At 59.7% G+C, this 26,101-nt stretch carries 30 protein-coding genes; 23 read left to right on the plus strand and 7 right to left on the minus strand.

Going from position 1 to position 26,101, the window contains the following annotated elements:
• Window positions 1-33: 33 nt before the first annotated feature.
• Window positions 34-225 carry a sulfur relay protein DsrC gene (locus GWK36_RS02285; RefSeq protein ID WP_166269728.1) on the minus strand — a complete coding sequence of 64 codons (192 nt, stop codon included), beginning with the start codon at window positions 223-225 and terminating at the stop codon, window positions 34-36.
• A 444-nt stretch (window positions 226-669) separates the two neighbouring features.
• On the opposite strand from GWK36_RS02285, the gene dsrA reads away from it, so the two are divergent.
• The 17 genes from dsrA to trpC all read left to right on the plus strand — a co-directional run bounded on the left by dsrA (window position 670) and on the right by trpC (window position 16,324).
• Window positions 670-1,923: a dissimilatory-type sulfite reductase subunit alpha gene (gene dsrA / locus GWK36_RS02290; protein ID WP_166269730.1), complete on the plus strand. Its 1,254-nt coding sequence runs from the start codon at window positions 670-672 to the stop codon at window positions 1,921-1,923.
• Window positions 1,924-1,979: 56 nt separating this feature from the next.
• Window positions 1,980-3,050 carry a dissimilatory-type sulfite reductase subunit beta gene (dsrB, locus tag GWK36_RS02295; RefSeq protein WP_166269732.1) on the plus strand — a complete coding sequence of 357 codons (1,071 nt, stop codon included), beginning with the start codon at window positions 1,980-1,982 and terminating at the stop codon, window positions 3,048-3,050.
• A 125-nt stretch (window positions 3,051-3,175) separates the two neighbouring features.
• Complete coding sequence (tusD, locus tag GWK36_RS02300) at window positions 3,176-3,568, plus strand: sulfurtransferase complex subunit TusD (RefSeq protein ID WP_166269734.1); 393 nt, start codon at window positions 3,176-3,178, stop codon at window positions 3,566-3,568.
• 11 nt (window positions 3,569-3,579) lie between these two features.
• Window positions 3,580-3,990, plus strand: coding sequence for a sulfurtransferase complex subunit TusC (gene tusC / locus GWK36_RS02305; protein WP_166269736.1), 411 nt, complete (start codon window positions 3,580-3,582; stop codon window positions 3,988-3,990).
• Between the two features lie 12 nt (window positions 3,991-4,002).
• Complete coding sequence (gene tusB, locus GWK36_RS02310) at window positions 4,003-4,311, plus strand: sulfurtransferase complex subunit TusB (protein WP_166269738.1); 309 nt, start codon at window positions 4,003-4,005, stop codon at window positions 4,309-4,311.
• A 39-nt stretch (window positions 4,312-4,350) separates the two neighbouring features.
• Window positions 4,351-4,689 carry a TusE/DsrC/DsvC family sulfur relay protein gene (locus GWK36_RS02315; RefSeq protein ID WP_166269740.1) on the plus strand — a complete coding sequence of 113 codons (339 nt, stop codon included), beginning with the start codon at window positions 4,351-4,353 and terminating at the stop codon, window positions 4,687-4,689.
• Between the two features lie 69 nt (window positions 4,690-4,758).
• Entirely contained in the window at window positions 4,759-5,487 is a 729-nt protein-coding gene (locus GWK36_RS02320; protein ID WP_166269742.1) for a respiratory nitrate reductase subunit gamma, read from the plus strand.
• 38 nt (window positions 5,488-5,525) lie between these two features.
• A complete protein-coding gene (dsrK, locus tag GWK36_RS02325; protein WP_166269744.1) occupies window positions 5,526-7,064 on the plus strand; it encodes a sulfate reduction electron transfer complex DsrMKJOP subunit DsrK in 1,539 nt (512 codons plus the stop codon).
• Window positions 7,065-7,213: 149 nt separating this feature from the next.
• Window positions 7,214-9,178 carry an NAD(P)-binding protein gene (locus GWK36_RS02330; protein ID WP_166269746.1) on the plus strand — a complete coding sequence of 655 codons (1,965 nt, stop codon included), beginning with the start codon at window positions 7,214-7,216 and terminating at the stop codon, window positions 9,176-9,178.
• 17 nt (window positions 9,179-9,195) lie between these two features.
• Window positions 9,196-9,630, plus strand: coding sequence for a sulfur reduction protein DsrJ (locus GWK36_RS02335; RefSeq protein WP_166269748.1), 435 nt, complete (start codon window positions 9,196-9,198; stop codon window positions 9,628-9,630).
• A gap of 1 nt (window position 9,631) precedes the next feature.
• Window positions 9,632-10,441, plus strand: coding sequence for a sulfate reduction electron transfer complex DsrMKJOP subunit DsrO (dsrO, locus tag GWK36_RS02340; protein ID WP_166269750.1), 810 nt, complete (start codon window positions 9,632-9,634; stop codon window positions 10,439-10,441).
• A gap of 51 nt (window positions 10,442-10,492) precedes the next feature.
• Window positions 10,493-11,743 (plus strand): NrfD/PsrC family molybdoenzyme membrane anchor subunit, encoded by a 1,251-nt coding sequence (gene nrfD / locus GWK36_RS02345; protein ID WP_166269753.1) that lies wholly within the window; start codon window positions 10,493-10,495, stop codon window positions 11,741-11,743.
• A gap of 48 nt (window positions 11,744-11,791) precedes the next feature.
• Window positions 11,792-13,201, plus strand: a complete 1,410-nt coding sequence (locus tag GWK36_RS02350; RefSeq protein WP_166269755.1) for a cobyrinic acid a,c-diamide synthase CobB — start codon at window positions 11,792-11,794, stop codon at window positions 13,199-13,201.
• A 50-nt stretch (window positions 13,202-13,251) separates the two neighbouring features.
• Complete coding sequence (locus tag GWK36_RS02355; RefSeq protein WP_166269757.1) at window positions 13,252-13,566, plus strand: HesB/IscA family protein; 315 nt, start codon at window positions 13,252-13,254, stop codon at window positions 13,564-13,566.
• A gap of 337 nt (window positions 13,567-13,903) precedes the next feature.
• Window positions 13,904-14,485 (plus strand): anthranilate synthase component II, encoded by a 582-nt coding sequence (locus GWK36_RS02360; RefSeq protein ID WP_166269759.1) that lies wholly within the window; start codon window positions 13,904-13,906, stop codon window positions 14,483-14,485.
• The gene (gene trpD, locus GWK36_RS02365) at window positions 14,485-15,507 is read left to right on the plus strand and encodes an anthranilate phosphoribosyltransferase (protein ID WP_166269761.1); all 1,023 of its coding nucleotides are present in this window, start codon (window positions 14,485-14,487) and stop codon (window positions 15,505-15,507) included. Before GWK36_RS02360 ends, trpD begins: the two co-directional genes overlap by 1 nt.
• Window positions 15,508-15,514: 7 nt before the next feature.
• The gene (trpC, locus tag GWK36_RS02370) at window positions 15,515-16,324 is read left to right on the plus strand and encodes an indole-3-glycerol phosphate synthase TrpC (RefSeq protein WP_166269763.1); all 810 of its coding nucleotides are present in this window, start codon (window positions 15,515-15,517) and stop codon (window positions 16,322-16,324) included.
• Here trpC and crp read toward each other — a convergent pair.
• A complete protein-coding gene (gene crp / locus GWK36_RS02375) occupies window positions 16,309-16,965 on the minus strand; it encodes a cAMP-activated global transcriptional regulator CRP (protein ID WP_166269765.1) in 657 nt (218 codons plus the stop codon). The two genes, trpC and crp, sit on opposite strands and share 16 nt — an antisense overlap.
• A 276-nt stretch (window positions 16,966-17,241) precedes the next feature.
• Here crp and GWK36_RS02380 point away from each other — a divergent pair, with 276 nt between their 5' ends.
• Window positions 17,242-17,658: a DUF302 domain-containing protein gene (locus GWK36_RS02380; RefSeq protein WP_166269767.1), complete on the plus strand. Its 417-nt coding sequence runs from the start codon at window positions 17,242-17,244 to the stop codon at window positions 17,656-17,658.
• Between the two features lie 158 nt (window positions 17,659-17,816).
• On the opposite strand, the gene GWK36_RS14725 is transcribed toward GWK36_RS02380, so the two are convergent.
• The 5 genes from GWK36_RS14725 to phaE form a co-directional block, all read right to left on the minus strand.
• Complete coding sequence (locus GWK36_RS14725) at window positions 17,817-18,509, minus strand: RNA-guided endonuclease InsQ/TnpB family protein (RefSeq protein ID WP_343033164.1); 693 nt, start codon at window positions 18,507-18,509, stop codon at window positions 17,817-17,819.
• 98 nt (window positions 18,510-18,607) lie between these two features.
• Entirely contained in the window at window positions 18,608-18,787 is a 180-nt protein-coding gene (locus GWK36_RS15970; RefSeq protein ID WP_210756833.1) for a helix-turn-helix domain-containing protein, read from the minus strand.
• 267 nt (window positions 18,788-19,054) lie between these two features.
• Window positions 19,055-19,420, minus strand: coding sequence for a hypothetical protein (locus GWK36_RS15210; protein WP_246237627.1), 366 nt, complete (start codon window positions 19,418-19,420; stop codon window positions 19,055-19,057).
• Between the two features lie 91 nt (window positions 19,421-19,511).
• The gene (locus tag GWK36_RS02395) at window positions 19,512-20,576 is read right to left on the minus strand and encodes a class III poly(R)-hydroxyalkanoic acid synthase subunit PhaC (RefSeq protein WP_166269769.1); all 1,065 of its coding nucleotides are present in this window, start codon (window positions 20,574-20,576) and stop codon (window positions 19,512-19,514) included.
• 48 nt (window positions 20,577-20,624) lie between these two features.
• Window positions 20,625-21,659: a class III poly(R)-hydroxyalkanoic acid synthase subunit PhaE gene (gene phaE, locus GWK36_RS02400; protein ID WP_166269771.1), complete on the minus strand. Its 1,035-nt coding sequence runs from the start codon at window positions 21,657-21,659 to the stop codon at window positions 20,625-20,627.
• Between the two features lie 218 nt (window positions 21,660-21,877).
• On the opposite strand from phaE, the gene GWK36_RS02405 reads away from it, so the two are divergent.
• The 5 genes from GWK36_RS02405 to GWK36_RS02425 all read left to right on the plus strand — a co-directional run bounded on the left by GWK36_RS02405 (window position 21,878) and on the right by GWK36_RS02425 (window position 25,960).
• Entirely contained in the window at window positions 21,878-23,062 is a 1,185-nt protein-coding gene (locus GWK36_RS02405) for an acetyl-CoA C-acetyltransferase (protein WP_166269773.1), read from the plus strand.
• 57 nt (window positions 23,063-23,119) lie between these two features.
• Window positions 23,120-23,587, plus strand: coding sequence for a polyhydroxyalkanoate synthesis repressor PhaR (gene phaR, locus GWK36_RS02410; protein ID WP_166269775.1), 468 nt, complete (start codon window positions 23,120-23,122; stop codon window positions 23,585-23,587).
• Window positions 23,588-23,680: 93 nt separating this feature from the next.
• Complete coding sequence (locus GWK36_RS02415; RefSeq protein WP_166269777.1) at window positions 23,681-24,043, plus strand: phasin family protein; 363 nt, start codon at window positions 23,681-23,683, stop codon at window positions 24,041-24,043.
• 102 nt (window positions 24,044-24,145) lie between these two features.
• Complete coding sequence (gene phbB / locus GWK36_RS02420; protein WP_166269779.1) at window positions 24,146-24,886, plus strand: acetoacetyl-CoA reductase; 741 nt, start codon at window positions 24,146-24,148, stop codon at window positions 24,884-24,886.
• A gap of 321 nt (window positions 24,887-25,207) precedes the next feature.
• Window positions 25,208-25,960 (plus strand): Nif3-like dinuclear metal center hexameric protein, encoded by a 753-nt coding sequence (locus tag GWK36_RS02425; protein WP_166272370.1) that lies wholly within the window; start codon window positions 25,208-25,210, stop codon window positions 25,958-25,960.
• Window positions 25,961-26,101 lie beyond the last annotated feature (141 nt).

A 26,101-nucleotide genomic window follows, 5' to 3' on the forward strand; every position in this document is an offset into this window, starting at 1 on the left:
GATGAAACTGCCGTGGTTGTAAAGGGTCTCGGATCAGCGCGCCAGACCGCTGAACGCGGCCTCCAGTCGGTCTTCCCAGTCATCGGGCGTATCGGGATAGGGCGGCTTGACATCCATACGGAAAAACCGCTCACCGGACCGGGCGACCGCCTGGATCAAGGGGATGAGTTCATCGAAGGATTCGATCTCCTGGTGTGAGATCAAGAGTTCGCTGAGTTTGAGCATCGTTGGGTTGTCCCACAGGCCATTTGGGTAGCAACATGGATGAAGCAACGGGCAAGACGCGTTCGCCCGCTGGCCTACAATGTGCAGGCGCCGAGTGTGTAAAACAACCGAGCCGCGAGCGCTTGGGGTCTGAAGGGATGGAGAGGCGGCGTTAGGCCATCGTGGAGATGGGCGGATCCTGCATAGATCACCCCTGCGTTGGGCTTAACTTAAGCAAAGAACAATATTATGATTGCCTAATAGTTAGGCATCGAGCTCGGGGGCTCCAGGTCGGTTGATCTATCCCTAACGGGATAGGTTTTGGGCATAGGGCTCCCCGTTCGTGGAATAGTCGCCTGGCGCATCCATTGATATATTCGCGCCTGCTGATGGGGCAAGCGCGAGCGAGCTGAGCAGGCGCCCCAGTCCTGATCTGGTGAATTGAATCTGAGGAGAGACCGCGCAATGGCTATCGACAAGCATCAGACCCCGATGCTCGACCAACTCGAGACCGGCCCATGGCCGAGCTTCATCTCCGGCATCAAGCGGCTGCGCGATCAGCATCCCGACGCGCGCATCAATGCCATGGCCAATGACCTGCTCGGTCAGCTCGAGCATTCCTATGAGACGCGCAAGGGTTATTGGAAGGGTGGCACGGTCTCGGTTTATGGCTACGGCGGCGGCATCATCCCGCGCTTCTCCGAGGTCGGCAAGGCATTCCCTGCTTCTAAGGAGTTTCACACCCTGCGCGTCCAGCCGCCGGCAGGCAATCATTACACTACCGCCATCCTGCGTCAGCTTGCCGATAGCTGGGAGAAATACGGCTCCGGTCTGATCACCTTCCATGGTCAGACCGGAAACATCATGTTCATCGGCGCCGATACCCCGAGTACCCAGCACTTCTTCGATGAGATCAACGAATACGGTTTCGATCTGGGCGGCGCCGGCCCCTGCGTGCGCACCGCCATGTCCTGCATCGGCTCGGCGCGCTGTGAGATGTCTTGCACCAACGAGCTCAAGGCGCACCGGATGCTGGTTAACAACTTTGTCGATGACGTGCATCGTCCGGCCTTGCCTTATAAGTTCAAGTTCAAGGTCTCCGGCTGCCCGAACGACTGCCAGAACGCGATCGAGCGCTCGGACTTCGCGGTGATCGGCACCTGGCGCGACGACATGAAGGTCGATCAGGCAGAGGTCAAGAACTATATCGCCGAAAAGGGCCGGCAATATTACATCGACAATGTCATCACCCGCTGTCCGACCAAGGCATTGACCCTGAACGATGATGACACCCTGACGGTGAACAATCGCGACTGCGTGCGCTGCATGCACTGCCTCAATGTCATGCCCAAGGCCTTGCATCCTGGCGACGACAAGGGTGTCACCATCCTCATCGGTGGCAAGCGCACCCTGAAGATCGGCGATCTCATGGGTACCGTGATCGTGCCCTTCAAAAAGCTGGAGACCGAAGAGGACTATCAGTCCTTGGTCGAGCTCGCCGAGACTATCATCGATTTCTGGGCCGAGAATGGGCTTGAGCATGAGCGCTGCGGCGAGATGATCGAGCGCATCGGCCTGGCCACCTTCCTTGAGGGGATCGGCATCGACCCCGACCCGAACATGCTGAACCATCCGCGGCAGAGCTCTTATATCCGCATGGATGGCTGGGAGCAGGCAGCGGAGGAGTGGTTTGCCCGTCGGGCGGAGGCCGGGCGCTGAGCCGGCATAACTGAGATCATCCCCTCTCTCAAGAAGCGAACCTGGAGGATTCACTCATGGCGGAAATGCGCGAGCCCATTGAGTCCGGCTGCCCAGACCCTTGGCAGTATATGCACCCCGTGATGCGCAAGAACTTCGGTCAGTGGAAATATCACGAGCACCCGCGCCCCGGCGTGCTGCGTCACGTGGCCTATAGCGGCGATGAGATCTGGACCGTCAAGGCCGGCACCCAGCGCATCCTCGACCTCTTTACACTGCGCAAGCTGTGCGACATCGGCGACCGATACGCCGACGGCTATGTCCATTTCACCCTGCGCTCCAATATCGAGTATCTGGTCAGCGACAAGGCCAAGGTCGAGCCCCTGATCAAGGCCCTTGAGGATGCAGGCTTTGTCGTCGGCGGGACCCAGAATTCGGTGACCATGATCTCGCACACCCAGGGCTGGCTACACTGCGATATCCCCGGCACCGATGCCTCTGGCGTGGTCAAGGCGATGATGGACGAGCTCATCGACGAGTTCCGCAATACGCGCATGCCTAACCGCGTCCATATCACGACCAGTTGCTGCCAGATCAACTGCGGTGGTCAGGGCGATATCGCCATCAACGTCCAGCACACCAAGCCGCCCAAGATCAACCACGATCTGGTCGCTAATGTCTGCGAGCGCCCATCGGTGGTGGCGCGCTGTCCGGTGGCGGCGATCCGTCCGGCGATGGTCAATGGCAAGCCGTCCTTGGAGGTCGATGAGCGCAAGTGCATCTGCTGCGGCGCCTGCTATCCCCCCTGTCCGCCGATGCAGATCAATGACCCTGAACATACCAAGCTCGCGATCTGGGTGGGCGGCAATCATTCCAATGCCCGCGGCAAACCGACCTTCCAAAAACTGGTCGCTGCTGGCATCCCCAACAATCCGCCGCGCTGGCCTGAGGCTACGGCTATCGTCAAGCGTATCCTCAAGGCCTACAAGGAAGGGGCGCGCGATTGGGAGCGTATCAACGAATGGATCGAGCGCATTGGCTGGCCGCGCTTCTTTGAAGAGGTCGAGCTACCGTTCACCAAGTATCACATCGATACCTGGCGCGGTGCGCGCGCGAGCTTCAACAGCTCGTCCTATATCCGCTTCTAGCGGCAGACAAAAAGAGGCGGACGCACCTAGCCGCAGGTGCGTCTTGCGCATCACAATCGAGACATCCCGAGGCGGACGCAGCGATCCGCGTTCGGGAAGTGATGGAGCAAACAGCGAGGTCGATCATGAAGTTCGCCCTTCAGATCAATGAAGGACCCTATCAGCATCAGGCGTCAGACTCGGCCTATCACTTTGCCAAAGCTGCGCTCGAAAAGGGGCACGAGATCTTCCGGGTCTTTTTCTATCACGACGGGGTCAATAACTCGACCCGACTGACGACCCCACCCCAAGATGACCGGCACATCGTCAATCGTTGGGCCGAGCTTGCTGAGCAATACGACCTTGACCTCGTGGTCTGTGTGGCTGCCGCCCAGCGCCGCGGGATCGTCGATGAGGGGGAGATGACCCGTAACGGTAAGGATGCCACCAATATCCATCCGCGCTTTCGGATCTCGGGGCTGGGACAATTGATCGAGGCCGCGATCCAAGCCGATCGGCTGGTCGTCTTCGGTGACTGAGGGGCGCATCCATGTCGGAAATCGTCAAAAAGTTTATGTACCTCAACCGCAAGGCCCCCTATGGCACTATCTATGCGTGGGAGTCGTTGGAGGTGGTCTTGATCGGTGCTGCCTTTGATCAGGACGTGTGCGTCATGTTCATCGATGATGGCGTCTATCAGCTCACCAAGGGCCAGGATACCAAAGGTATCGGGATGAAGAATTTTTCGCCGACCTATCGCACCCTGGGCGATTATGATGTACGGCGGATCTATGTCGATCGCGATTCATTGGAGGCGCGCGGGCTGACCCCTGATGACCTGATCGAGGTGGCATTTGAGGACATGGAGACCGGCGAAGAGATCGACAATATCGTCGAGGTCGTCGATGCCGAACGGGTAAGCGCCCTGATGAATGAGTCCGATGTGATCTTCAGCTTTTAAAGGCGGTTCGACATGGGCATCCTGCACACGGTCAATAAATCACCCTTCGAGCGGAATTCCATAGAATCCTGTTTGAAGTTTGCCACTGAGGGTGCTTCCGTCCTGTTGTTCGAGGATGGGGTCTATGCTGCCCTCAAGGGGACGCGCTGCGAGTCGCAGGTGACCACGGCGCTGAGCAGATTGAAGTTTTATGTGCTCGGTCCGGACCTGAGGGCCCGGGGGTTTTCTGAAGAGCGTATCATCCCGGGCATCAAGGTCGTGGACTATGCCGGGTTCGTCGATCTGGCAGTAGAATGCGATAAGGTCCAGGCCTGGTTGTAATGATTTAAACCCAAACCCTTAGCTAATAGGAGCGTCGCAATGGCGGATACCATCGAGGTCAATGGCAAGCAGCTGGCGGTGGATGAAGAGGGCTATCTGGCCAATCTCAATGATTGGGAGCCCGAGGTTGCCAATGTCATGGCCAAGCAAGACAATCTCGAACTCACTCCGGATCATTGGGAGATCATCAATTTTCTGCGTGAATACTACGAGGAATATCAAATCGCCCCGGCGGTACGGGTCCTGACCAAGGCCGTCGGTAAGAAGCTCGGTCCGGACAAGGGCAATAGCAAATATCTCTATACCCTCTTCCCCTACGGGCCGGCCAAGCAGGCTTGCCGCTATGCCGGTCTGCCCAAGCCGACTGGTTGCGTCTGATTCAGCTTTTGGGGGCAGCGCGCTGGCTTGCGCGCTGGCCTTGCCAAGATCCAGCAAGGGTGCGGAGCGATGGCGCTGCTGACCAATTTTTATGCCTTCTTGTTTTATTTCGCCGCCTTTGTGCTCGTGGCGGGCCTGACGCGCAAGATCATTCAATATGCCGTCACACCTGCACCTCTCAAGATCCCAACCACACCGGCGCCGACGACCCGCTGGGGTGTCGTGCTTAGGATGGTGCGTGAAGTGGTCCTCTTCGAAAGCCTGTTTCGCGGCAATAAATGGACCTGGATCTTCGGTTGGACCTTTCATTTCGGTCTGTTCCTGGTCACCCTGCGTCATCTGCGTTACTTCATCGAGCCGGTGCCCTTTCCGATCCAATTGATCCAGCCATTTGGTATTTATGGCGGTATCGCGATGGTGATTGGTCTTGCTGGTTTGTGGTCGCGCCGTTTTCTGGTCGATCGTCTGAGGTATATCAGCGCCCCTTCGGATCATCTGATGTTGGCGCTTTTGCTCGGCATCGGTTGCACCGGTCTATTGATGAAGTTCGCCTTTCACGTCGATGTGGTGGAGATCAAGACCTTTTTCCAGGGTCTCTACCGCTATGATATCCAGCCGCTGCCCGCCGATCCCTTGTTACTCTTGCATCTGCTGCTAGTAGCCTTGCTGATGATCATCTTTCCCTTCAGTAAGCTTTTGCATGCGCCTGGATTGTTTTTTAGTCCGACGCGCAATCAGGTCGATAATCCACGCGAGCAGCGTCATCTCGCCCCCTGGGCCAAGAGGCTCGAACACTGACTCGGGCATCCCAGCCATTTGCCCTAAGAGGTTGATTCATGGCCAAGGACACCTTCGCAGTCCCCGAGCTGACCCCCTATACCGAGATCCCCAAGATCCAGCCTGGTGTAATGGCGCATAGCGCGCCATTCAAGGCCAAGGAGGAGTTTCAGACGCCACTCGGCTATCCAGGCGAGCTTGTCGAGGATTGGCAGCAGAAGGCGATTGCCAAGATGGGCGAGCTCTTGGGTAAATACCGCTCGCTGCGGGTCTATCTGGATGCCTGTGTCAAGTGCGGCGCCTGCACCGATAAATGTCATTATTTCTTGGGCACCAGCGACCCCAAGAACATGCCGGTTGGACGTCAAGACCTGATGCGCAAGGTCTATCGACGCTATTTCACCCTAGCCGGCAAACTGTTTCCCAAGCTCGTCGGCGCGGTCGATCTGACCGAAGAGGTCTTGAACGACTGGTATAGCTATTACCATCAATGTTCACAGTGTCGGCGTTGCTCGGTCTTTTGTCCCTATGGGATCGATACCGCTGAGATCTCGATGGCGGCACGCGAGATCATGGATTCGATCGGCGTTGGCCAGAAGTATTGCAATGAGATCATCGGCAAGGTCTACAAGGTCGGCAACAATCTCGGGCTTCCCGGCCCAGCCCTGCGCGATACCCTCCAGGGGCTGGAAGAGGACGTCTATGACGCCACAGGGGTCAGGGTGCGCTATCCGATTGATGAGGAGGGCGCCGAGATCCTGCTGGTCACGCCATCTGCCGATTTCTTTGCCGAGCCGCATATCGATGGGTTGATCGGCTATGGCAAGGTCTTCCATGAGGCGGGGGTCTCTTGGACCCTGAGCTCGTATGCCTCCGAGGCCGCCAATTTCGGCATGTTCATCGGTTCCTATGAAAACATGCGCCGGATCGCCTTGCGTATCCGCGAGGCGGCCCTCCAGCTCAAGGTCAAGCGGATCATCTTTGGCGAATGCGGGCACGCCTGGCGGGTCGCCTATTCATTCCTCAATACCCTGGCCGGACCTTGGGACTTCCTCGATCCGCGCTATCCGGTGCCGCAGCACATCTGTGAGTTCACCTATGACCTGATCCAGCAGGGCAAGCTCACATTCGACAAGAGCGAAAACGACGACAAGGTCATCACCTTCCATGATTCATGCAACGTGGCGCGCGCCTCGCGCATGGGCAATGTCCCAGGCGGTCAGTTCGAGATTCCGCGGGCCATCATCCGCGCGACCTGCAACCATTTCTACGACATGGACGAGGACACCATCCGCGACCGGACCTTCTGTTGCGGGGGCGGCGGTGGGTTGCTCACCGATGATCTGATGGAGCTGCGTGTCAAGGGCGCCAAGCCGCGGATGGATGCGCTCAATAATGTCATGCAAGAGAAGGGGGTCACGCACATGGCCGCCATCTGCGCCATCTGCAAGACCCAATTCAGCAAGGTCTTGCCCTATTACGGCATGGAGATGGATCAGGTGTTGAGCCTGCATCAGTTGGTCTCGAATGCCATCGTCCTCACCCGCCGCACCGCGGACGACGACGAGGCACAAGATGGCCTGGATGACGAGGATTGAGCGCCGTGGCCCGCTTGGGCTTGGAGGCTGCGGATCGAGATGCCCCTGGCGGAGCGCCGGCATCCCTGTGGGACGCTGGGTTCTTGCTGGCACCCGTTTAATCAATACCGCCTGCTGGCGGTGCTCCCACTGTACGGAGAACGATTGAGATGGCGACCTCTAGCGATGAGATGAAGACCAAGCCTACCTGGCGTCGGTTCAAGGATGGCGACAACGTCTGGCAGGACCTCACCGACAAGATCTTCAACCAGGACCGCTCGCATAAGTGCCCGACCTATGTGCACAAGACGCCGCCGTGTCAGGGGAGCTGCCCATCGGGCGAGGATATCCGCGGCTGGTTGCAGATCGTGCGCGGCCTGGAGCAGCCGCCGAAAGGCATGGACTGGCGCGAATATGCCTTCCGCCGTTCCACCGATGCCAATCCGTTCCCCGCGATGATGGGGCGGGTCTGTCCGGCGCCCTGTCAGGATGGTTGTAACCGCAATGAGCTGGAGGACTTCGTCGGCATCAACGCTGTCGAGCAGTTCATCGGCGATACCGCCATCGCCAATGGTTACCAGTTCGAGGCGCCCGAGTTCGATACCGGCAAGCGGATCGCCATTGTCGGCGGGGGACCGGCGGGTCTGGCTGCTGCCTATCAACTGCGGCGCAAGGGCCATGGTTGTACCATCTTCGAGGCCAACGACGGCCTGGGTGGGATGTTCCGCTATGGCATCCCCGGTTATCGCGTCCCGCGCGATAAGCTCGATGCCGAGATCCAGCGTATCCTGGATATGGGCCGTATCGAGGTACGGCTGAATACCCGGGTCGGGCGCGATATCACGGTCGAGCAGCTCGAAAAGGACTATAACGCCATCCTCTGGGCGATCGGCTGTCAGACGGGGCGCGGTCTGCCGGTGCCCGGCTGGGAGGGGACGCCCAACTGTGTCACGGGCGTGGCCTTCCTGAAGGCGTTCAATGAAGGGCGACTGAAGGTCACCGCCCGGCGGGTGGTCTGTGTCGGCGGCGGCGATACCTCGATCGATGTGGTCTCGGTGGCGCGGCGTCTCGGCCATATCAGCAAGACCCATCCCAATGAGCTGCCCGAGCGGGTGATCCGCGACGGCTATGTCGCTCATGATGCCGCCCTGACCGCAGCCGCTGAGGGTGCTGAGGTGACCCTGACCTCGCTCTTCGCACGCAGTCAGATGACCGCTGCCGAGCATGAGGTCTCGGACGCCATCCGCGAGGGCGTGACCATCCTTGATGGCGTTATGCCGATCGAGGTTATCAAGGACGAGAGCGGACGTGCGACGGGTCTCAAGATCGCCGACTGCATCATGAAGGATGGACGGCCCCTCCCAGTCGAGGGCACCGAGCGCATCTTGGAGGCTGATCTGATCGTGGCCGCCATCGGTCAGGGCGGGGACCTCTCCGGCCTCGAACAGTTCGACAACGGACGCGGTCTGATGAATGCCGACCGCTTCCACCAGATGCCTGGGCGTCCCGGTCATTTCGTCGCCGGCGACATCATCCGCCCGCATCTGCTGACTACTGCCATCGGCCAGGCCTGGGTCGCTGCCGAATCCATCCATGCCTATGTGATGCAAGAAGAGCCCAAGCGCCGACCCAAGGTCGATGTGCATCACTTCAACCTGCTCGACAAGCTCACCGAGGCCAATCTGGCCCCTGAGCTCTTTGATGTAGAGCAGCGTGGCGACCTGCGCGGTACCTCGAGCGGCAACTGGGCGATCCACAACTATGAGGACCGCTCGGGTAGCGAGATCATCTCGCACGAGGAGCTATTCCTGGGTCATTTCAACTATGTCCCGCGTAATAAGCGTAAGGAAGAGGTCCCAGCGGCCGAGGAGGTCCTGGGCCATTTCCATGAGCGTGTCATCGGTCTGACCGAGGAAGAGGCGATCGCCGAGGCCAAACGCTGTATGAGCTGCGGTCTGTGCTTTGAGTGCGACAATTGCGTGATCTTCTGTCCGCAAGATGCCGTCTATCGGGTAGACAAATCCCAGCGCACCACGGGTCGCTATGTCGCGACCGATTATGCGCGCTGTATCGGCTGTCATATCTGCGCCGATGTCTGCCCGACGGGATATATCAAGATGGGTCTCGGCGAGTAAGGACCTTGGAGGCGTCGATGGCTAAAGCCACAGTCATGGCGATCCTCGCCGCTGGGCTGGTGATGGGGGCCTTTGCCTATGCCAAGGCGGCGGAGATCAAGCGTTATGTGGTCGACGGGTCGCAGGCCGCGGGGTTGCCCTCTTGCGTCGAACCGACAGAGCGCATGCGCCGCATGCACATGGAGTTCATCAAACATCAACGCATCGCCACGGTTCATCAGGGCATCCGTGACACCAAATACAGTCTGGCGGGCTGTGTCGATTGTCATGTGAGCTATGATGCCCAGCACAGCCCACGCCCGATCAATCAGCCCGATCAGTTCTGTGGCGCCTGCCATCGCTATGCGTCCGTCAAGCTCGATTGTTTTGACTGTCATGCCGCCGTCCCCAAGGGGCTCGATGGGGATCAGGCATCCAGGGCGGATGGGCTGACCCAAGGGGGAGGGCGCTGAGATGCATCGCTTGCACGCACCACACAATCAGCCTTCCGGCGACGAGTCGCCCGCTGAGGCGGTCGCTACGACTCGCCGTGCGCTGATCGGTACTGCGGCGGGTTTGGGGGCTGCCGCCCTCGTCGCCCCCGGGGTGGTCCTCCACACCCTCTCGGCCCAGGCGGAGACCGCGCCGATCACCAACAAATCGCGTTGGGGGCTTTTGATCGAGACCGACAAATGCGCCGAGGGTTGCCGGGCCTGCATCGAGGCCTGTGACCATGAACATGGCCTGGACCGACAGGTGCCCGAGGGATCGCCGAGCAAGTGGGAACAGCAAAAGGCCGTGTGGATTCGCAAGGTCAAGCTCCAGGACAACCAGACCGGGCGGATCACCCAGCTTCCGCTGATGTGTCAGCATTGCGAGCATCCGCCATGTGTGGATGTCTGCCCGACAGGTGCCTCGTTCAAGCGCGCCGATGGCATCGTCATGGTCGATCGTCACCTCTGCATCGGCTGCCGCTATTGCATGATGGCATGTCCCTACAAGGCCCGCAGCTTCATCCATCACAACACCACCGGCCAGCTGACCGCGGTACCGCGCGGCAAGGGATGTGTGGAAAGCTGTAACCTCTGCGTGCATCGGCGCGACTATGGCCAGGACTCCACGGCCTGCGCCGATGCCTGCGCTGCGACCGGGCATCACGCCATCCTCTTTGGCGACCTCAAAGACCCGGAAAGCCCCATCCGCCGCCGGATGCGTGAGATCCAGAACCGCCAGATCCGCGAGGATCTCGGACTGAACACCGGTGTGCGCTATGCGGGGATCTAGCATCCTGGGCGCGCAGTGTGCTCACAGCACGGATCTAAACAGGTGAGATCGATGAAACGCATCGTCTATCGCGAATGGCGCATCCCGCCGCAACGCTATTGGAGCCTGATCGGTTATCTGGCGGCGCTGATCGGGATCGGGGCCCTGTCATTTGGTTATATGGAGCATGAAGGGCATTGGGTCACCGGCATGAGCAACTCGGTGGTCTGGGGCATGCCGCATGTCTTTGCAGTCTTTTTGATCGTATCCGCCTCGGGTGCACTCAATATCGCCTCGATCGGCACGGTCTTCAAAAAACCGATCTACAAGCCGCTGGGCCGGCTGTCGGGTCTATTGGCAGTTGCCCTGCTTGTCGGGGGCCTCTTGATCCTGGTCACCGACCTGGGACGGCCAGAGCGCTTGATCGTGGCCATGACCCATTACAACTTCAGTTCGATCTTCGCCTGGAACATCTATCTCTATACGGGGTTCATGGCGATCGTCATCGCCTATCTCTGGTCGATGGCCGACCGCCAGGGTGCGCCCTTCAATTATCCCATCGGCGTCTTTGCGCTCATCTGGCGTCTGGCCCTGACCACAGGTACCGGATCAATCTTTGGTTTCTTGGTCGCACGCCAGGCCTATGATGCGGCGATCCTCGGGCCGATGTTCGTCGCCCTCTCGCTGGCCTATGGATTGGCCGTCTTCATGCTGGTGCTCTTTTTTTGCTTCGAAGAGGAGGGGCGCTCGATCGGTCCGCGCGTGCTGCGCCGGCTGCGCAATCTGCTCGCCCTGTTCGTCGCGGTCGTGCTCTATTTCGTCCTGATCTATCACCTGACCAACTTGTATATGGCCAAGAAGGATGCATTCGAGCACTGGTTGTTGTTGGGTGGTGGGTTTTATACCTTCGTCTTCTGGGTGGGCTGGATTCTTGTAGGCAACCTCGTGCCCCTGTGGATCCTCTACCATCCGGCCCTGAGCGAGCAGCGCAACTGGATCATCGCTGCCTGTACCCTGGTCATCCTGGGCGGCCTTGCAGCCATGTATGTGATCATCATTGGCAGTCAGGCTTTCCCGCTGGCCATGTTCCCAGGACATACCATCCTGGAGTCTGGCTTCAACGATGGGGTGCAGGGTGCTGCCGCCTCCTATTGGCCGAGCATCCCCGAGGTCCTGCTTGGGATCGGTGGGGTGGCCCTGTCCTTGCTGATCATCCTGGTCGGGGTGCGCGTCCTGCAATTCCTGCCCGAGTCCCTGGCCGATGAGGTGGTGGCCCCCGACGAGGAGCAGCTTGCCGAGGCCGTGGCTGTCAAGCCTGCTTGAGCTTTACCGGCGGCGGAGCCTGGATCCGCCGCCCGGCCCCTATCTGAGATGCCGCATCTCTATCTCGCCGCACCGCAAAAGTCGTCGGGCAAGACCACCCTGGCCATCGGCCTTTGTCGCGCCTTACGTCGCCGCGGGTTGGATATCCAGCCCTTCAAAAAAGGTCCGGACTACATCGATCCATTCTGGCTGACGCAGGCGGCGGGGCGGCCCTGTTTCAACCTCGATTTTCACACCATGTCCGAGCCCGAGATCTGCGGGCTGTTTGCGCAGGGGCTCGCTGGGGCCGATCTCGGGCTCATCGAGGGCAATGTCGGGTTGTTCGACAGCACCGATCTTCAGGGCGCGCACAGCAATGCGGAACTGGCCAAGCTGTTGGGCTCGCCCGTGGTCCTGGTGGTCAATTGTCAGGGTCTGGGGCGCGGGATCGCTCCCTTGCTCCTGGGCTATCAGGGCTTTGATCCCAAGCTCAAGATTGCCGGCGTGATCCTCAACAGGATCGGGGGCGGGCGACATGGCGAGAACCTCAGGCGGGTTGTCGAACATTATACGGACCTGCCTGTGCTCGGCCTGGTGCCGCGCGATGAGGGGATTGCGATCGCGGAGCGTCATCTGGGCCTGATCCCGAGCAACGAGACTCGAGATGCCGAATCAGTGATCGAGGCCATCGCCGCGCAGATCGATCAGGGGGTTGATTTCGAGCGGTTGCTGACCATTGCCCACGCTGCCTCGGTCAGTGGGTCCATACCGATCTATGAGGCCACTAGCAGGGCATGCGCCGAGGATACACAGTCGCTTCAGACTGCACAGCGCGTGCGCATCGGGATCGCGCGCGATGCCGCCTTTGGGTTTTATTATCCCGATGATCTAGCGGCCCTGACCCAAGGCGGGGCAGAGCTCGTGCCCTTCAGTCCGCTGGCCGATCCCATCTTGCCCGAGGTCGATGCCCTATTCATCGGCGGCGGCTTTCCCGAGTGTCACATGGCCAGGTTGGAGGCCAATGGGTCGCTGCGCGCGGCGATCCGCGCCTTTATCGCCCGCGGCGGACCTGTCTATGCGGAATGCGGCGGGCTTATGTATCTGTGCCGGGCGATCCGCTGGGGCAGCGAGCGGCGGGAGATGGTTGGTGCCCTCGATGCCGAGGTCGAGATGCGCCCTGAGCCCCAAGGTCGCGGCTATGTGCGTCTGGTGGAGACCGAGGATTTCCCCTGGCCGCGTTTGGGGAATGGGCCCGCCGAGATTCCCGCCCATGAGTTTCATCATTCGTTGATCCTAGATCCTGACCCCAACTGGCGGTATGGTTATGCCGTGCGTCGCGGCCGGGGGATCGATGGTGCACATGACGGCATCGTCCAGGGCAATGTGTTCGCCTGTTACAGTCATCTGCGCGCCACCGCCGGGCATCGCTGGACCGAGCGTTTCCTGGCCCATGTCCGCCGCACGCTGCAAACGGCCTGATTCAACCGCATGGGTAGCCAGTGGCCTGCCCGTCTGATTGGGGACCCAAGATGTTCAAACTGACACCCGCTGCCGCCGAGCAAGTCCTCAAGGCGGCCAAACAGGGCGGCACAGAAGGCATGTGTCTGCGCCTCGCCGCCGGTCGCAAACCGGATGGAAGCATCGATTATCGGATGGGTTTTGATGATCCCACCGAGGACGACATCCGCATACAGTGCGAAGGCATCGAGATCGTCATGGCCCCCGAGCATCTCCCCCTGCTCGATGCGGCGACGCTAGACTATGTCGAGCTGGAACCCGGGCAGTTTCATTTCATCTTCCTCAACCCCAAGGACCCCACCTATCGCCCCCCAACGGAGGACTAGACGGCCCGGTCCTGCCCATTGACTCGCCTGCGAGCGGGGGCGAGGCTGGTTCTTTACCTGGATCGACACGGATGAGCGCTTTATGCAAGGAACCGCTGATTGATGCGTCATACCGGCGAACATCGCTATCCAGTGGACTGAATGACTTGGATTCCGTTCTGGTTTGCGCCGGAGTGACCAAGGCACAATCAATCAGCGCTGCTGAGCAGGAGGGGCATTGAGTGCTCTAGAACACCAGCGACTTCGCCCTAGGAACCCCAAAAGCAGGTATCCTTGCGCTTAAAAAACAAGGATCGCCAAGCGCAGATGCCAATGAATCCAATCGGGTGGGCCCGCCATGCTGCTGATGATCGATAACTATGATTCTTTCACCTACAACCTGGTGCAGTATTTCGGCGAATTGGGTGCCGAGGTGCGGGTGGTGCGCAACGATGAGCTGAGGGTCGATGAGGTCCTCTCCCTGGGGCCTGAGCGCCTAGTTATCTCCCCTGGTCCCTGCACGCCGTCCGAGGCGGGGATCTCGGTCCCCCTGATTGAGCGTCTTAGGGGGCGCGTGCCGATCCTGGGGGTCTGCCTGGGACATCAAGCCATCGGGCAGGCGTTCGGCGGGCAGATCATCCGGGCCCCTACGGTGATGCATGGCAAGACCTCGCCCATCCATCACCAGGATTGCGGTGTCTTCAGCGGTCTGCCGAGCCCGTTCATGGCCACACGCTATCATTCCCTGGTGATCGATCCTCAGACCCTGCCGGATTGCCTTGAGGTCACTGCCTGGACCGAGACGGCGGAGGGGGAGCGTGAATGTATCATGGGGGTACGGCATCGCACCCTACCGATCCAGGGCGTCCAGTTTCACCCCGAATCCATCCTGACTGAGCATGGGCATCGCTTGTTGCAGAACTTCCTAGAGGACCGCTGATGGAGCTCAAAGAGGCCGTCGCCCGTTGCATCGAACGCCATGACCTGACCGGTGAGGAGATGGCTGCCGTCATGCGCCTCATCATGACCGGCGGTGCAACCCCTGCACAGATTGCCGGACTATTGGTCGCCCTGCGCATGAAGGGCGAGACACCTACCGAGATCGCTGCGGCTGCTGCGGTGATGCGCGCCCTGGCAACACCCGTTGCTCTCGACGGGCTCGATCATCTGGTCGATATCGTCGGCACCGGCGGCGATGGCGCCGCGACCTTCAATGTCTCGACCGCCAGCACCTTTGTCGCCGCTGCCGCAGGCTGTTATGTCGCCAAGCATGGTAACCGCTCGGTCTCCAGCCGCTCAGGGGCGGCGGATGTCCTGGAGTCTGCCGGCATCAAGCTGGATCTAACGCCCGAGCAGGTTGCACTCTGTGTGCGCGAGGTGGGGGTTGGATTCATGTTCGCTCCGGTCTATCACAGCGCCATGAGACATGCCATCGGGCCGCGGCGCGAGCTGGGGGTGCGCACATTGTTTAATCTCCTGGGGCCCCTGACCAATCCGGCATCTGTACCCCATCAGGTGCTCGGGGTCTTTAGTGCCCACTGGCTCGAGCCCCTGGCCTTGGTCCTGCAGCAGCTCGGCAGCCGGCACGTCCTGGTCGTCCACGCCCGCGATGGGTTGGATGAGCTCAGCATCGCCGAGCGCACCGATGTCGCTGAGCTGCGTGCCGGCGAGGTGCATCGCTATAGCCTGGCCCCGGAGGACTTTGGGCTCCAGCGTGCCCCGCTTGCGGCCATCCAGGTCTCTGGTCCCGCCGAGAGTTTAGCCCTGATCCGGAAGGTGCTGGCTGGCGAGTCGGGACCTGCGCGCGACATGGTCCTGTTCAATGCGGGCGCTGCCATCTATGTCGCCGGACGCGCCGATTCCCTGGCCGCTGGCATTGCAGCGGCAGCACGGGCCATCGACAGCGGCGAGGCCGAGCGCCGCCTGGAACGACTGATCGCCTTGACCCAGAGTTTTGCCTGAGGGCGCCATGGCCGAGACCCCGGATATCTTAAAGACCATCCTCCGGCGTAAACAGGAGGAGATCGCCGAGCGACGACTGCGCTGTCCTGAGGCGCAACTGCGCGCTATCCTGGATAACGCAGACCCGACGCGCGGCTTTGCCGATGCCCTCAAGCGGCGGGTGGATGCCGGCGAGCCGGCGGTGATCGCCGAGATCAAGAAGGCCAGTCCGAGCAAGGGGCTGTTGCGCGCCGATTTCGCTCCGCCCGCCATTGCCCACGCCTATGCCCAGGCGGGCGCGGCCTGTCTTTCGGTCTTGACCGATAGAGATTTCTTTCAGGGCAGCGATGCCGATCTCCAGGCGGCACGTGGCGCCTGCACCCTGCCGGTCATCCGCAAGGATTTCATCATCGACCCCTACCAGGTCTATGAGGCACGCGCCATCGGTGCCGATGCCATCTTGTTGATCGCCGCCTGTCTCGACGATGCCCGGCTTGCCGAGCTCAATGCCTTTGCCCAGGGCCTGGGCCTGGACGTATTGCTCGAGGTGCATGACGCCAATGAGTTGGAACGGGCACTCGCGCTCCCGGGACGCCTGATCGGGATCAACAACCGTAATCTCCATACCTTCGAGGTAAGCCTTAAGACCACACTTGATCTATTGCCGCGGATTCCAGCCGACCGGCTGGTGGTGACTGAAAGCGGGATTACAAGTCCTGCCGATGTTGCCCAGATGCGCGCCCATGGGGTCAACGCCTTCTTGGTCGGCGAGACATTCATGCGCGCTGCTGATCCGGGGCTTGCGTTGGCGTGGTTATTTTTTCAGCGTACCCCATAGACCAGGATCGTCTTGCCCCTGACCCGTACGAGCCCTTGTTCCTCGAGCCCCTTGAGCACCCGCCCGGCCATCTCGCGCGAACAGCCCACCAGATGACCCAGTTCCTGGCGGGTGATACGGATCTGCTTCCCCTGTGGATGGGGCTGGGCATCGGGTTGTTCACATAGATCGAGCAGGGCGCCTGCGATCCGTCCGCTGACATCCACAAAGGCGAGATCCCCGAGCTTACGGCTGGTCCTTTGTAGGCGCAGCGCAAGCTGGGCGCCGATGGTATACAGCAAAGCCTTGGCAACCTCGGCCAGTTCATGTTCGAGCAGCCAGTCGAGCCGGCGATAGGTGATCTCGGCGACGCGGCAGGGAGTACGGGTACGCACGATCACGCTGCGGGTGCTTTGCGGGATGAAAAGCCCCATCTCCCCGATGAACTCACCCTTATTGAGATAGGTCAGCAAAAGCTCGCGCCGCTCATCTGCGTCATACATCAGGACCGCCACCGATCCCTCGAGCAGATAGTACAGGGTCTCAGCGGGCTGGCCCTGACGGATCAAATCGATCTGCTTGTCATAGCTCTTGGTATGGCAGTGGCTCAGGAAGGCGGACAGCCAGGATGGTTTTTCTGGAGATAAAGGTTGGGTGCTCATGGGGTGGCCTTGGCATGCAGTCAGCACTGGGATGCGCGGATCGGACCTTATGCCTTAGAGCATATCCTAGCGGGATCCGCTACGCCGCTAGCATTGAGCCAAGGCGCAGGCCCTATGATTGACGGATATCCTTGGTCGTTGATCCAAACCGAACGTAACGTGCGGTTTGCCTTTGGTAAAAACCAACCCTTTGAAAGACCGCTGGGCTGCGGCGATTGTCCATCGCCGCAGCCCAAGGCCGATCAGTCAACCGTCCTGTGATCGAGGTGAGCCAGCGTGAATAGACAGCAGGATCTCTATATTGTCGAGAGCGACAAGGGCGTTGAGCAATTCATCAATGACTTCGCCGCTGTCGTTCGCAAATACGACTTTGTGATCAACAACGCCGATACCATGAACATGCGCGAGACCTTCCGCAAACATGGCGGCGAGGTGCCGGACAGTTTCGACCTGCACATGATCCAGGTCTGTAAACCGACCAAGGCCGACAAGAGCCTGACTTTCAACCCCGAGCGGGCGGTGCTCATGCCCAAGTTCGTGATGGTGTTCTCGCGGGGGGACAAGACCCAGATCCGCTATCTGAGCTATGGCCTAGAGGATATCGCCGAGATCGTCCCCGATGATCCGGCATTCCCCGCTTCGCTTGCCGAGACCTTCGCCAAGATCCGCACCATGATCGATGAGGCGCGCTAGGCAGTGGGATGTGCGCCCCCTAGGACCTATCCTTTAGACCCTGGGTAAGGCCGTGCGGCAGACGCATGACTCGAAGAGGATGCGCCCCATCTGCATTTCATGATTCAGGCGACAGGGGCGGCACCGGTCGCCCCATGGCCGTTCATCCGGTGCTGCTCTCAAGAAAGTGCGCAAACAGGCGCACTGTTCTCTTCCTGCCCCGAATGCGGAGCGCATTCGTCTCTGACAGGCGTGACTTTCCCGACTACGGCAGAGACCCTCTCTGCTGTAGCTCCGCCGTTACCGGACGGACTCGCCACGGGTAGGGCAGTTGCGGTTGCCAGCCGTTTGAGATTGAGCGCGGCATTGATGTCCCGATCATGGCGCGTGCCGCATTGAGGACACGTCCATTCCCGATCCTTCAACGCCAACATCTCATTCTCCCAACCACAGACCGAACACAGGCGGCTGCTCGGATCCCAGCGATCAGCTAAAACCAACCAGACGCCGTAGCATTTCCCCTTGTATTCCATCTGCAAGCAGAACATGCCAAAGCCCAGGTCGCTGATGGCGCGGGCAAGCCGTTCGTTCGCCAGCATGCCCTTGACGTTCAAATCCTCAATCACCACCCCTTGGTTTTCGCGGCAGAGCCGGGTCGTGAGCTTATGTGTGAAGTCCGCTCGGACATTGGCAATGCGTGCGTGCAGCCTTGCCAACATCGCAGAGGATTTCCTTCGATTCTTCAAGATCGGAAGCCTCGTGCCTTTTGCCAGTCCGGCCCTTGGCGCAAACCCAGCCCCGACCTTGGCCGCCTCAACCTTGCAGGAAAGGCGTCTGCCTCGAATCCTGAGACAACGAAGCGCAGAGGAGATTCAACAGACTCGCCATTGGAAAGCCTGGCCGCCGCCTCAACGCCCAGGTCAACACCAGTCGTTTCATGCACCTGCGATAGAACGCAGCATCGACCACTTCAACCTGAACGGCGACGAACCTGCGATCCGCAGTACGCGAAACGGTCGCACCAAGAATCTTGCCATTTCCACTCGGCAAGCGCCCAATTCCAGACACACCGCCCCGTACCGCAGGCGCAGGTGAAGTAAACCGCCTGCTCAGGCGTCGGACAAAGGGCGATTTTGTGGGTCAGTTGCATGGCTTACTCATTGGTGTTCTCTCGAGCGCCAAACAATTTCGCTAGATTCATGAGCTAATCAGATTCAATCATGATCACTCATGACTCACCCCCTTTCTTAATACCTCGTCCAGCTTTTTTCGATAGTTCCTCAACCCATACAGCCTGGACAAAAAACAATGCACGATAGTCATTAAGTCCTGCACCATCTCCCGCTCTGGCGAGAGCCGTTCTTGATTAAGCACCAGCACTTCACAACCGTGCGTTCTGGCGTAATGCTCGAACCACTCAAAACCAAAGCGGGTCAACCTGTCTTTGTGAGCAAGGATCAGGGTCTTGACCTCTTTCCTCAACGAACTCGACATTCGACAAGCCTTTCGCCACATCAAACTCTTCCAACACCTTGCGCTGGTCGGCGAGGTCTGGCTTCTGCGCAGCACTGGATATGCGACAGTAGGCATCAATCCGCATTGGCTCTGATACCTTACTGCGCAAGCCAATCAACTCGCGGATTTGTGCCTCGCGACTGTTCGCGCCACCAGGATCAAACCCCCTTCGCGCTCCCAGCGTTGCAAGGTCTTGACCGAAACGCCAAGCCGCTTCGCCGCCTTGCCTGTGCCCATCATCGCGCTTTCCATGTGGAAAATTATCCACTATCACGCACAGCTTGTAATACTAGGGTTGGCTCCTGCGAGCGCTGCCAATCGGATTCTTTCCAGACTGCCGCCTGCGGGATGCTGGGCACTCAGTGCTCATTCAGCCACTGGCCGATGGCAGGCGTGACCTCCTTTTGTGCCTTGCCGCTGACATAGATCCCGATATGACCGCCGGGGAAGGCGAGTTCGGTATAGTCCGAGCTGCTGGTTAGACCCTTGAGCGCCTTGGATGCCGCCGGTGGGACTAAGTGATCCTGCAAGGCAAAGATATTGAGAAGTGGACAGGTGATGCGTTTGAGATCGACCTCCTGCCCGCCGAGGAAGACCCCGCCGTTGATGAAGCCGTTGCGCTGATAGAAATCCTTGATGAACTGACGGAAGGCCTCGCCGGCCTGATCTGGGCTGTCGAAGATCCATTGCTCCATGCGCAAGAAGTTCTTGACCTTCTCGGGGTCCTCGAGCAGATCGACCATGTTGATATATTTCTGCCAGATCAGGCTAAAGGGCTTGAGCGACAAAAAGGTCCAGTTCAGAAGCTCCCCAGGGATATTGCCTAGGGTATCGACCAGAAGATCGACATCGACCTGTTGCACCCAGGCCGAAAGCAGATTGTCCGGCGTCTTGAAATCGACCGGCGTGACCATGGTGACCAGGTTTTGCACCTTGTCTTGGTGCAGGGCCGTATACATCAGGCTGAAGGCCCCGCCCTGGCAGATGCCGAGCAGATTGATCCGGTCGATGCCGTGCTGCTCGCGGATATAGTCAACGCAGCGGTCGAGATAGCCGTTGATATAGTCATCGAGGGTCAAGGCGAAATCCGCCTCGTCCGGATACCCCCAGTCGATGAGATAGACGTCCTGACCGGTCGCCAATAGCCCTTTGATCGTCGAACGATCCTCTTGCAGGTCGGTCATATAGGGCCGGTTGACCAGGGCATAGACGACCAGGAGCGGGACCGGACGCGGGGTTACCCCCGCGGATGTGTCATAACGATAGAGCACCAGCTTGTCTTCGCGATAGACCGCTTGTTTGGGGCTGATGCCGGCATCAATGGGTCCAGCATTGAGCAGATGTTCCAGGCCCTGGGCAAGTTTGCGCTGATAGTCAAAGAGCTCCTGGGTCAGTTTGTCCGGGCGGATGTCGATGGGGAACATGGCTGGATTCCTCGCTGGCACGTCTTGCAGTCGGCGGATGTCGGTGCGTTAGGCCGCTCCGCTCTTGGCGCGGCGACGGGTAGGTGAGCGGACCGCTGCGGCGGGCGGGGTCTCGCCGCTCAGCATAGCCAGGCGCTGCTCCAGATCATGCAGGCGGCGTTCAAGGGCCTTGTTCTCGCGCCGGGTCTCCTGGAGACGCACCTGGAGGGTACGCAGTTCGCGGCGGGTTGGCATATTGAATGCCCCAAGGTTCTCATCGACCAGGACCGACAGACGTTGCTTGAGCGTCATCTGGGTATTGACCAGGCGCCCGTGGATGCGGGCGTATTCTGGGGTGGCGACCTCCTCGGCATAGGCGGCCTCGCAGCAGCTCACCCAGTTGTCATAGAGCGCTCGCGCTGAATCGATGATCTGGCCGCTCTCCATCACCCCTTGCAGATAGCTCCCCATACGTTCGATCGATTTGAGACCCAGCCGCTGATAGAAGGCGACATAGTCTTGCAGCGCTGCTTGATAGTCCATGCTAGCGCGCACCAGCGCCTGATATTGGGCCTGTTCCTCGCGGGTGTAACCCAGACCGGGGGCCGACAGGGCGCGGTCTAGGCTGTTTTTGAGCTGCTCGTACGGCATGTTGCGCAATAGGTCCCCGGGCAGGGGCGAGAGTGACGACATCATGCGCTGCCAGTTGTCGAGCGGGAGCTCCCAAAAGGACAACAGACGGGCCCAGGGGGCGTCTCGATCCTGCAAAGACCCCGCGAATGCCTTCTGCATGTCTTGCAGCATGGCGTTCCACCATGCCAGTCCGCTCTCGCCCTCGGATACCGTATGGCGTTGCATCAGGGTATCGGCCAAGCGAAAAAAGAGCTTGCCTTGTTCCAGCAGTCGTTCCATCAGGGTGCGCGATAGATCGGGTGTGGCCGGCGAGACGGTCTGCCACCAGTGGTCAAGCATCGATTCCCAGGTCGCGCTGGGGCTGGCCGGTTCATCCAGACCCATGGCCTTGCGGCTGAAGGTAGTCCAACGCTCCCAATATTGGCGCTGGAGTTCAAGCCAATTGTCATCGAAAAGACTCGTGCTGGTCATCGCCTTGGACACCGAGATGGGGCTTGGTCATAACGGCACCTTAGCATGCCGGTTTGTGCGCCGCAACAAAGGGGCGTAGAATCTTACTAACCTGACAGTTCGGCTGAGCGACTTGATGCGTCCTCGATCGAGACCCACCATCCATCAGCCCAGATGGATCGCTCGGCGCTCGTATTCCTTTAGAGATTTCATTCTGACCATTTGAGGATATCTAAACCATGCGCGAACCCATTGTGATCGTCGGTGCCGTCCGCAGCCCGATTGGTTCATTCGGCGGTAGCCTAGCCCTTTTGTCCGCGGTCGAGATCGGGACAGCGGTACTCAAGGGTCTGTTGGAACGGACTGGTATTGCGCCCGAACAGATCGATGAGGTCATCCTCGGGCAGGTGCTGACCGGTGGCACGGGCCAGAATCCGGCGCGTCAGACCGCCCTGCGCGCTGGTATCCCTGAATCGGTACCGGCCATGACCATCAACAAGGTCTGCGGCAGCGGGCTGAAGGCGGTGCATCTGGCGATGCAGGCGATCGCTTGTGGCGATGCCGAGGTGGTGGTCGCTGGTGGGCAAGAGAGCATGAGCCGCGCTCCCCATGTCTTGCCGCGCTCGCGCGAAGGCCAACGCATGGGCGATTGGACGCTCAAGGACAGCATGATCCTCGATGGGCTGTGGGATGCCTTCAATGATTGTCACATGGGAACCACCGCCGAGAATGTCGCCCAACGTTATGGCCTGACCCGGGCACAACAGGATGCCTTTGCCGCTGAGTCTCAGTATAAGACCGATGCGGCCCGGCGCTCTGGGCGGTTCAAGGATGAGATCATCCCTATCAGTGTCCCGCAACGCAAAGGCGAACCCCTGGTCTTTGATACGGACGAATTCCCGCGTCCGGGGACGACGGTCGAGGTCTTGGCCAAATTGCGTCCAGCGTTTGCGGAGACAGGAACGGTCACCGCTGGCAATGCCTCGGGGGTCAACGACGGCGCCGCCATGGTGATCGTGATGACCGAATCCAAGGCGCGTACCCTTGGGCTCGAACCTATGGCACGTCTGGTTGCCTTTGCCAGCGCCGGTGTCGATCCAGCATTCATGGGTACAGGCCCTATCCCCGCCTCGACCAAATGTCTAGAAAAGGCGGGCTGGACGGTAGCAGACCTGGATCTGATCGAGGCCAATGAGGCATTCGCGGCCCAAGCCCTGGCCGTCAATCAGGGGATGGGCTGGGACCCGACCAAGGTCAATGTCAATGGCGGGGCCATCGCCCTGGGGCATCCGATCGGTGCCTCGGGGTCACGGATCTTAGTCACCCTGCTCCATGAGATGCGGCGGCGCGATGCCCGCCGCGGACTAGCCACCCTATGCATCGGCGGCGGTCAGGGGGTAGCCCTTGCCGTCGAGCGGCCATAGCCAAGAGGCATCAGGCCCGCAGGTCAGCACGGGAAGGGGATTGCGGGGGACCATGCGATGAACAGCGAACGCATCATCAAGAAATATCCCAATCGGCGGCTCTATGACACCGAGGTCAGCCGCTATATCACCCTCGCCGATGTGCGCGACCTGGTGATGCGCTATGTCCCCTTCCGCGTCGTCGATAGCGCCAACGACACCGATATCACCCGCGCCATCCTGTTGCAGATCATGCTGGAGGAAGAGAGCGGCGGCAGGCCCTTGTTTACCTCCAACATGCTGGCCCAGATCATCCGCTTTTATGGTGGCACCCTCCAGGGCGCCTTTGCTCGCTATCTCGAAACTTCGCTCGAGCTCTTTGCCCGCCAGCAGCAGGAGTTCGCCAAGGCGATGAGCGACAACCCTTTCGAGACCCTGGCTCGTTTGACCCAGAAAAACGTCGAGCTTTGGGGGGAATTGCAAGAGGAATTGCTGCGTGTTGTCGGCCTTCCTGTGTCGAACCGCAAAAAGGATCAATCCTCATGATTGGCAAAATGGGCTTGACCTGAGGGGGCTGGCGGTCTATTGTTGCATCGCAACAATGCTGCATTGCACAATGCCCAATCTGGAGAGACGGCCATGACCACGACCGACAGCCTCAAGACCCTCAATGACTGGACCAACAAGCATCTTGAACGGATGACGAGCCTTGGCGAGCTAAATATGCGTCTATTTGAGAAGCTCGCTACGCGCCAGATGGATGCCATGAGCCTGTATCTGGAGCACAGCCTACGCCTCATGAAGCTTGCGACTGAGGCAAAGGGATATACCGAGCTGTTCAAAGGCCAGGTTGAGGCCGGTAAGGAACTGACCGAACGTATGTTCGCCGAGGGCAAGGTGACCCTGCAGATCTGGGGCGAGGCACGCGATGACTATCGCGCCTGGCTTGAAAAGTCCATGAGCGAGCTTGGCCAAGAGCTGCGTCAGGGCAGCGCTGTCTAAACGTTCGGACATCACCCTGATGATCGCTGTGTCGCCCCCAGATCGGGGGGGCGGCCAGCATTCCTGTTTCCTGGTATCCACGCGCATCATCGGAGACATGCCATGGCCCATATCGCACTTGTCACCGGCGGCATCGGTGGTATCGGTACCGCGATCTGCGTCCGTCTTGCTCGGGAAGGTCGTACCGTGATCGCCAACTGTCATCCCAGTGAGGTCGAGGCCGCTGAGTCCTGGCAGCAGGCCCGTGCCGCCGAGGGATTGACGATACCAGTGATCGCCGCTGATGTGGCCTCGTTTGCGGATTGTGCCCGGATGGTGCGCGAGATCGAGGCGCAATTCGGCCCTGTCGACATTTTGGTCAATTGTGCTGGGATTACCCGCGATAAGACATTCAAGAAGATGGAGCCGTCCCACTGGGAGGCGGTGATCAACGTCAATCTCAACAGCGTCTTCAATGTCACCCGTCAGGTGTGGGAGGGCATGTTAGAGCGTGGATTCGGGCGGATCATCAATATCTCATCGGTTAATGGTCAGCGCGGTCAGTTCGGCCAGGCCAACTATGCAGCAGCCAAGGCCGGTATGCACGGCTTTACCATGTCACTGGCGCAAGAGGGTGCGGCCAAGGGGGTTACGGTGAACACGGTTTCGCCAGGCTATATCGAGACCGCCATGACCCTGGCGATGGATGAGGGCGTGCGCAACAGCATCATCAACGGTATCCCGATGCGGCGCATGGGTCGACCCGAAGAGGTCGCCGCTGCCGTGGCCTTCCTGGCGAGTGACGAGAGCGCCTATATCACCGGCGCTAACCTCCAGATCAATGGCGGTTTGTTCATGCATTAACGATCTTAGCCCTGTCCGTCCCTCGATCAGGCGGCTTGGTTTATCGAAGTCCTCCTCGTCTCTCTCATCATGAGACATTTGGCCCGCCAGTCCGCTGGCGGGCCTTTTTTTGGCCGAACCAACAAACGTGAGCAGGGCAGCGGCAGATATCGTCCGGTGATTCTCGAAACGATTGTTGTATCCTCGCTCATCGACCGCCTTTGCTTACTATGATTTGATGGCACGTACGCTACGCCGGCCAGCCTCTGCCCCTGTCGTCTGCTGCCAGTCGGCCAGAGGTCAGGCATAATGGGTATCAACGATTCTGAATCTGCGTGTCTCATGATTGCCCCCCGCGAACTTGTCGCCTATTGCGATCAGCTGCTGGATGCTAATCGCTTTGATGACTATGCCCCCAATGGCTTGCAGGTCGAGGGCGAACGCCCGATCCAGCGGTTGGTGACGGGGGTCAGCGCCTGTTTGGCCTTGCTCGAGGCGGCAATCGCGGTGCAGGCCGATGCCATCCTGGTCCATCATGGTTGGTTTTGGAAACGCGAGGACCCGCGCTTGATAGGGATCAAAGGGCAACGCGCAAGGCGATTGCTCAATGCGGGGCTGAGTTTGATCGCTTATCATCTACCACTCGACGCGCATCCGAGCCTGGGGAATAACGCACTATTGGGCCGATCCCTGGGGGTAGTCGATGTCCAGCCAGCGGTTTTGGGCAATGGGCTGGTATGGCAAGGCCGTCTGCCTGAGCCGATGACCCCTGCATCCCTTGCCGAACACCTAACCCGGTGCCTGGGCCGTCAAGCCCTGCGGGTCGGACGGGAGGAGGGCGTTATTCAGCAGGTAGGCTGGTGCACCGGGGCGGGGCAGGGTTATCTCGAACAGGCAGCCGTTCTCGGTGTCGATGCCTTCATCAGCGGCGAGCTTGCGGAACAGACCACGCATCAGGCGCGTGAACTGGATATCTGCTATCTCGCCGCAGGCCATCATGCCACGGAGCGCGCGGGCGTGCAGGCGCTGGGTGCACATCTGGCCGAACGGTTTGGCCTTTGGCACGACTTCATCGAGATCGATAACCCGGCTTAAGACGCAGGTCTGCATTGGGGATGTCTCGAGCGGTTCTTGACCCAGATTGCCCAAATCACGGAGAATGCCCGATCGATTTGTCTGGTCGATCAGGATATTCTGAAATTCTTTCACCTGAAAGTTTCATCCAAGCTGCGCAGG

The organism is Caldichromatium japonicum (assembly GCF_011290485.1).
GTDB lineage: Bacteria > Pseudomonadota > Gammaproteobacteria > Chromatiales > Chromatiaceae > Thermochromatium > Thermochromatium japonicum.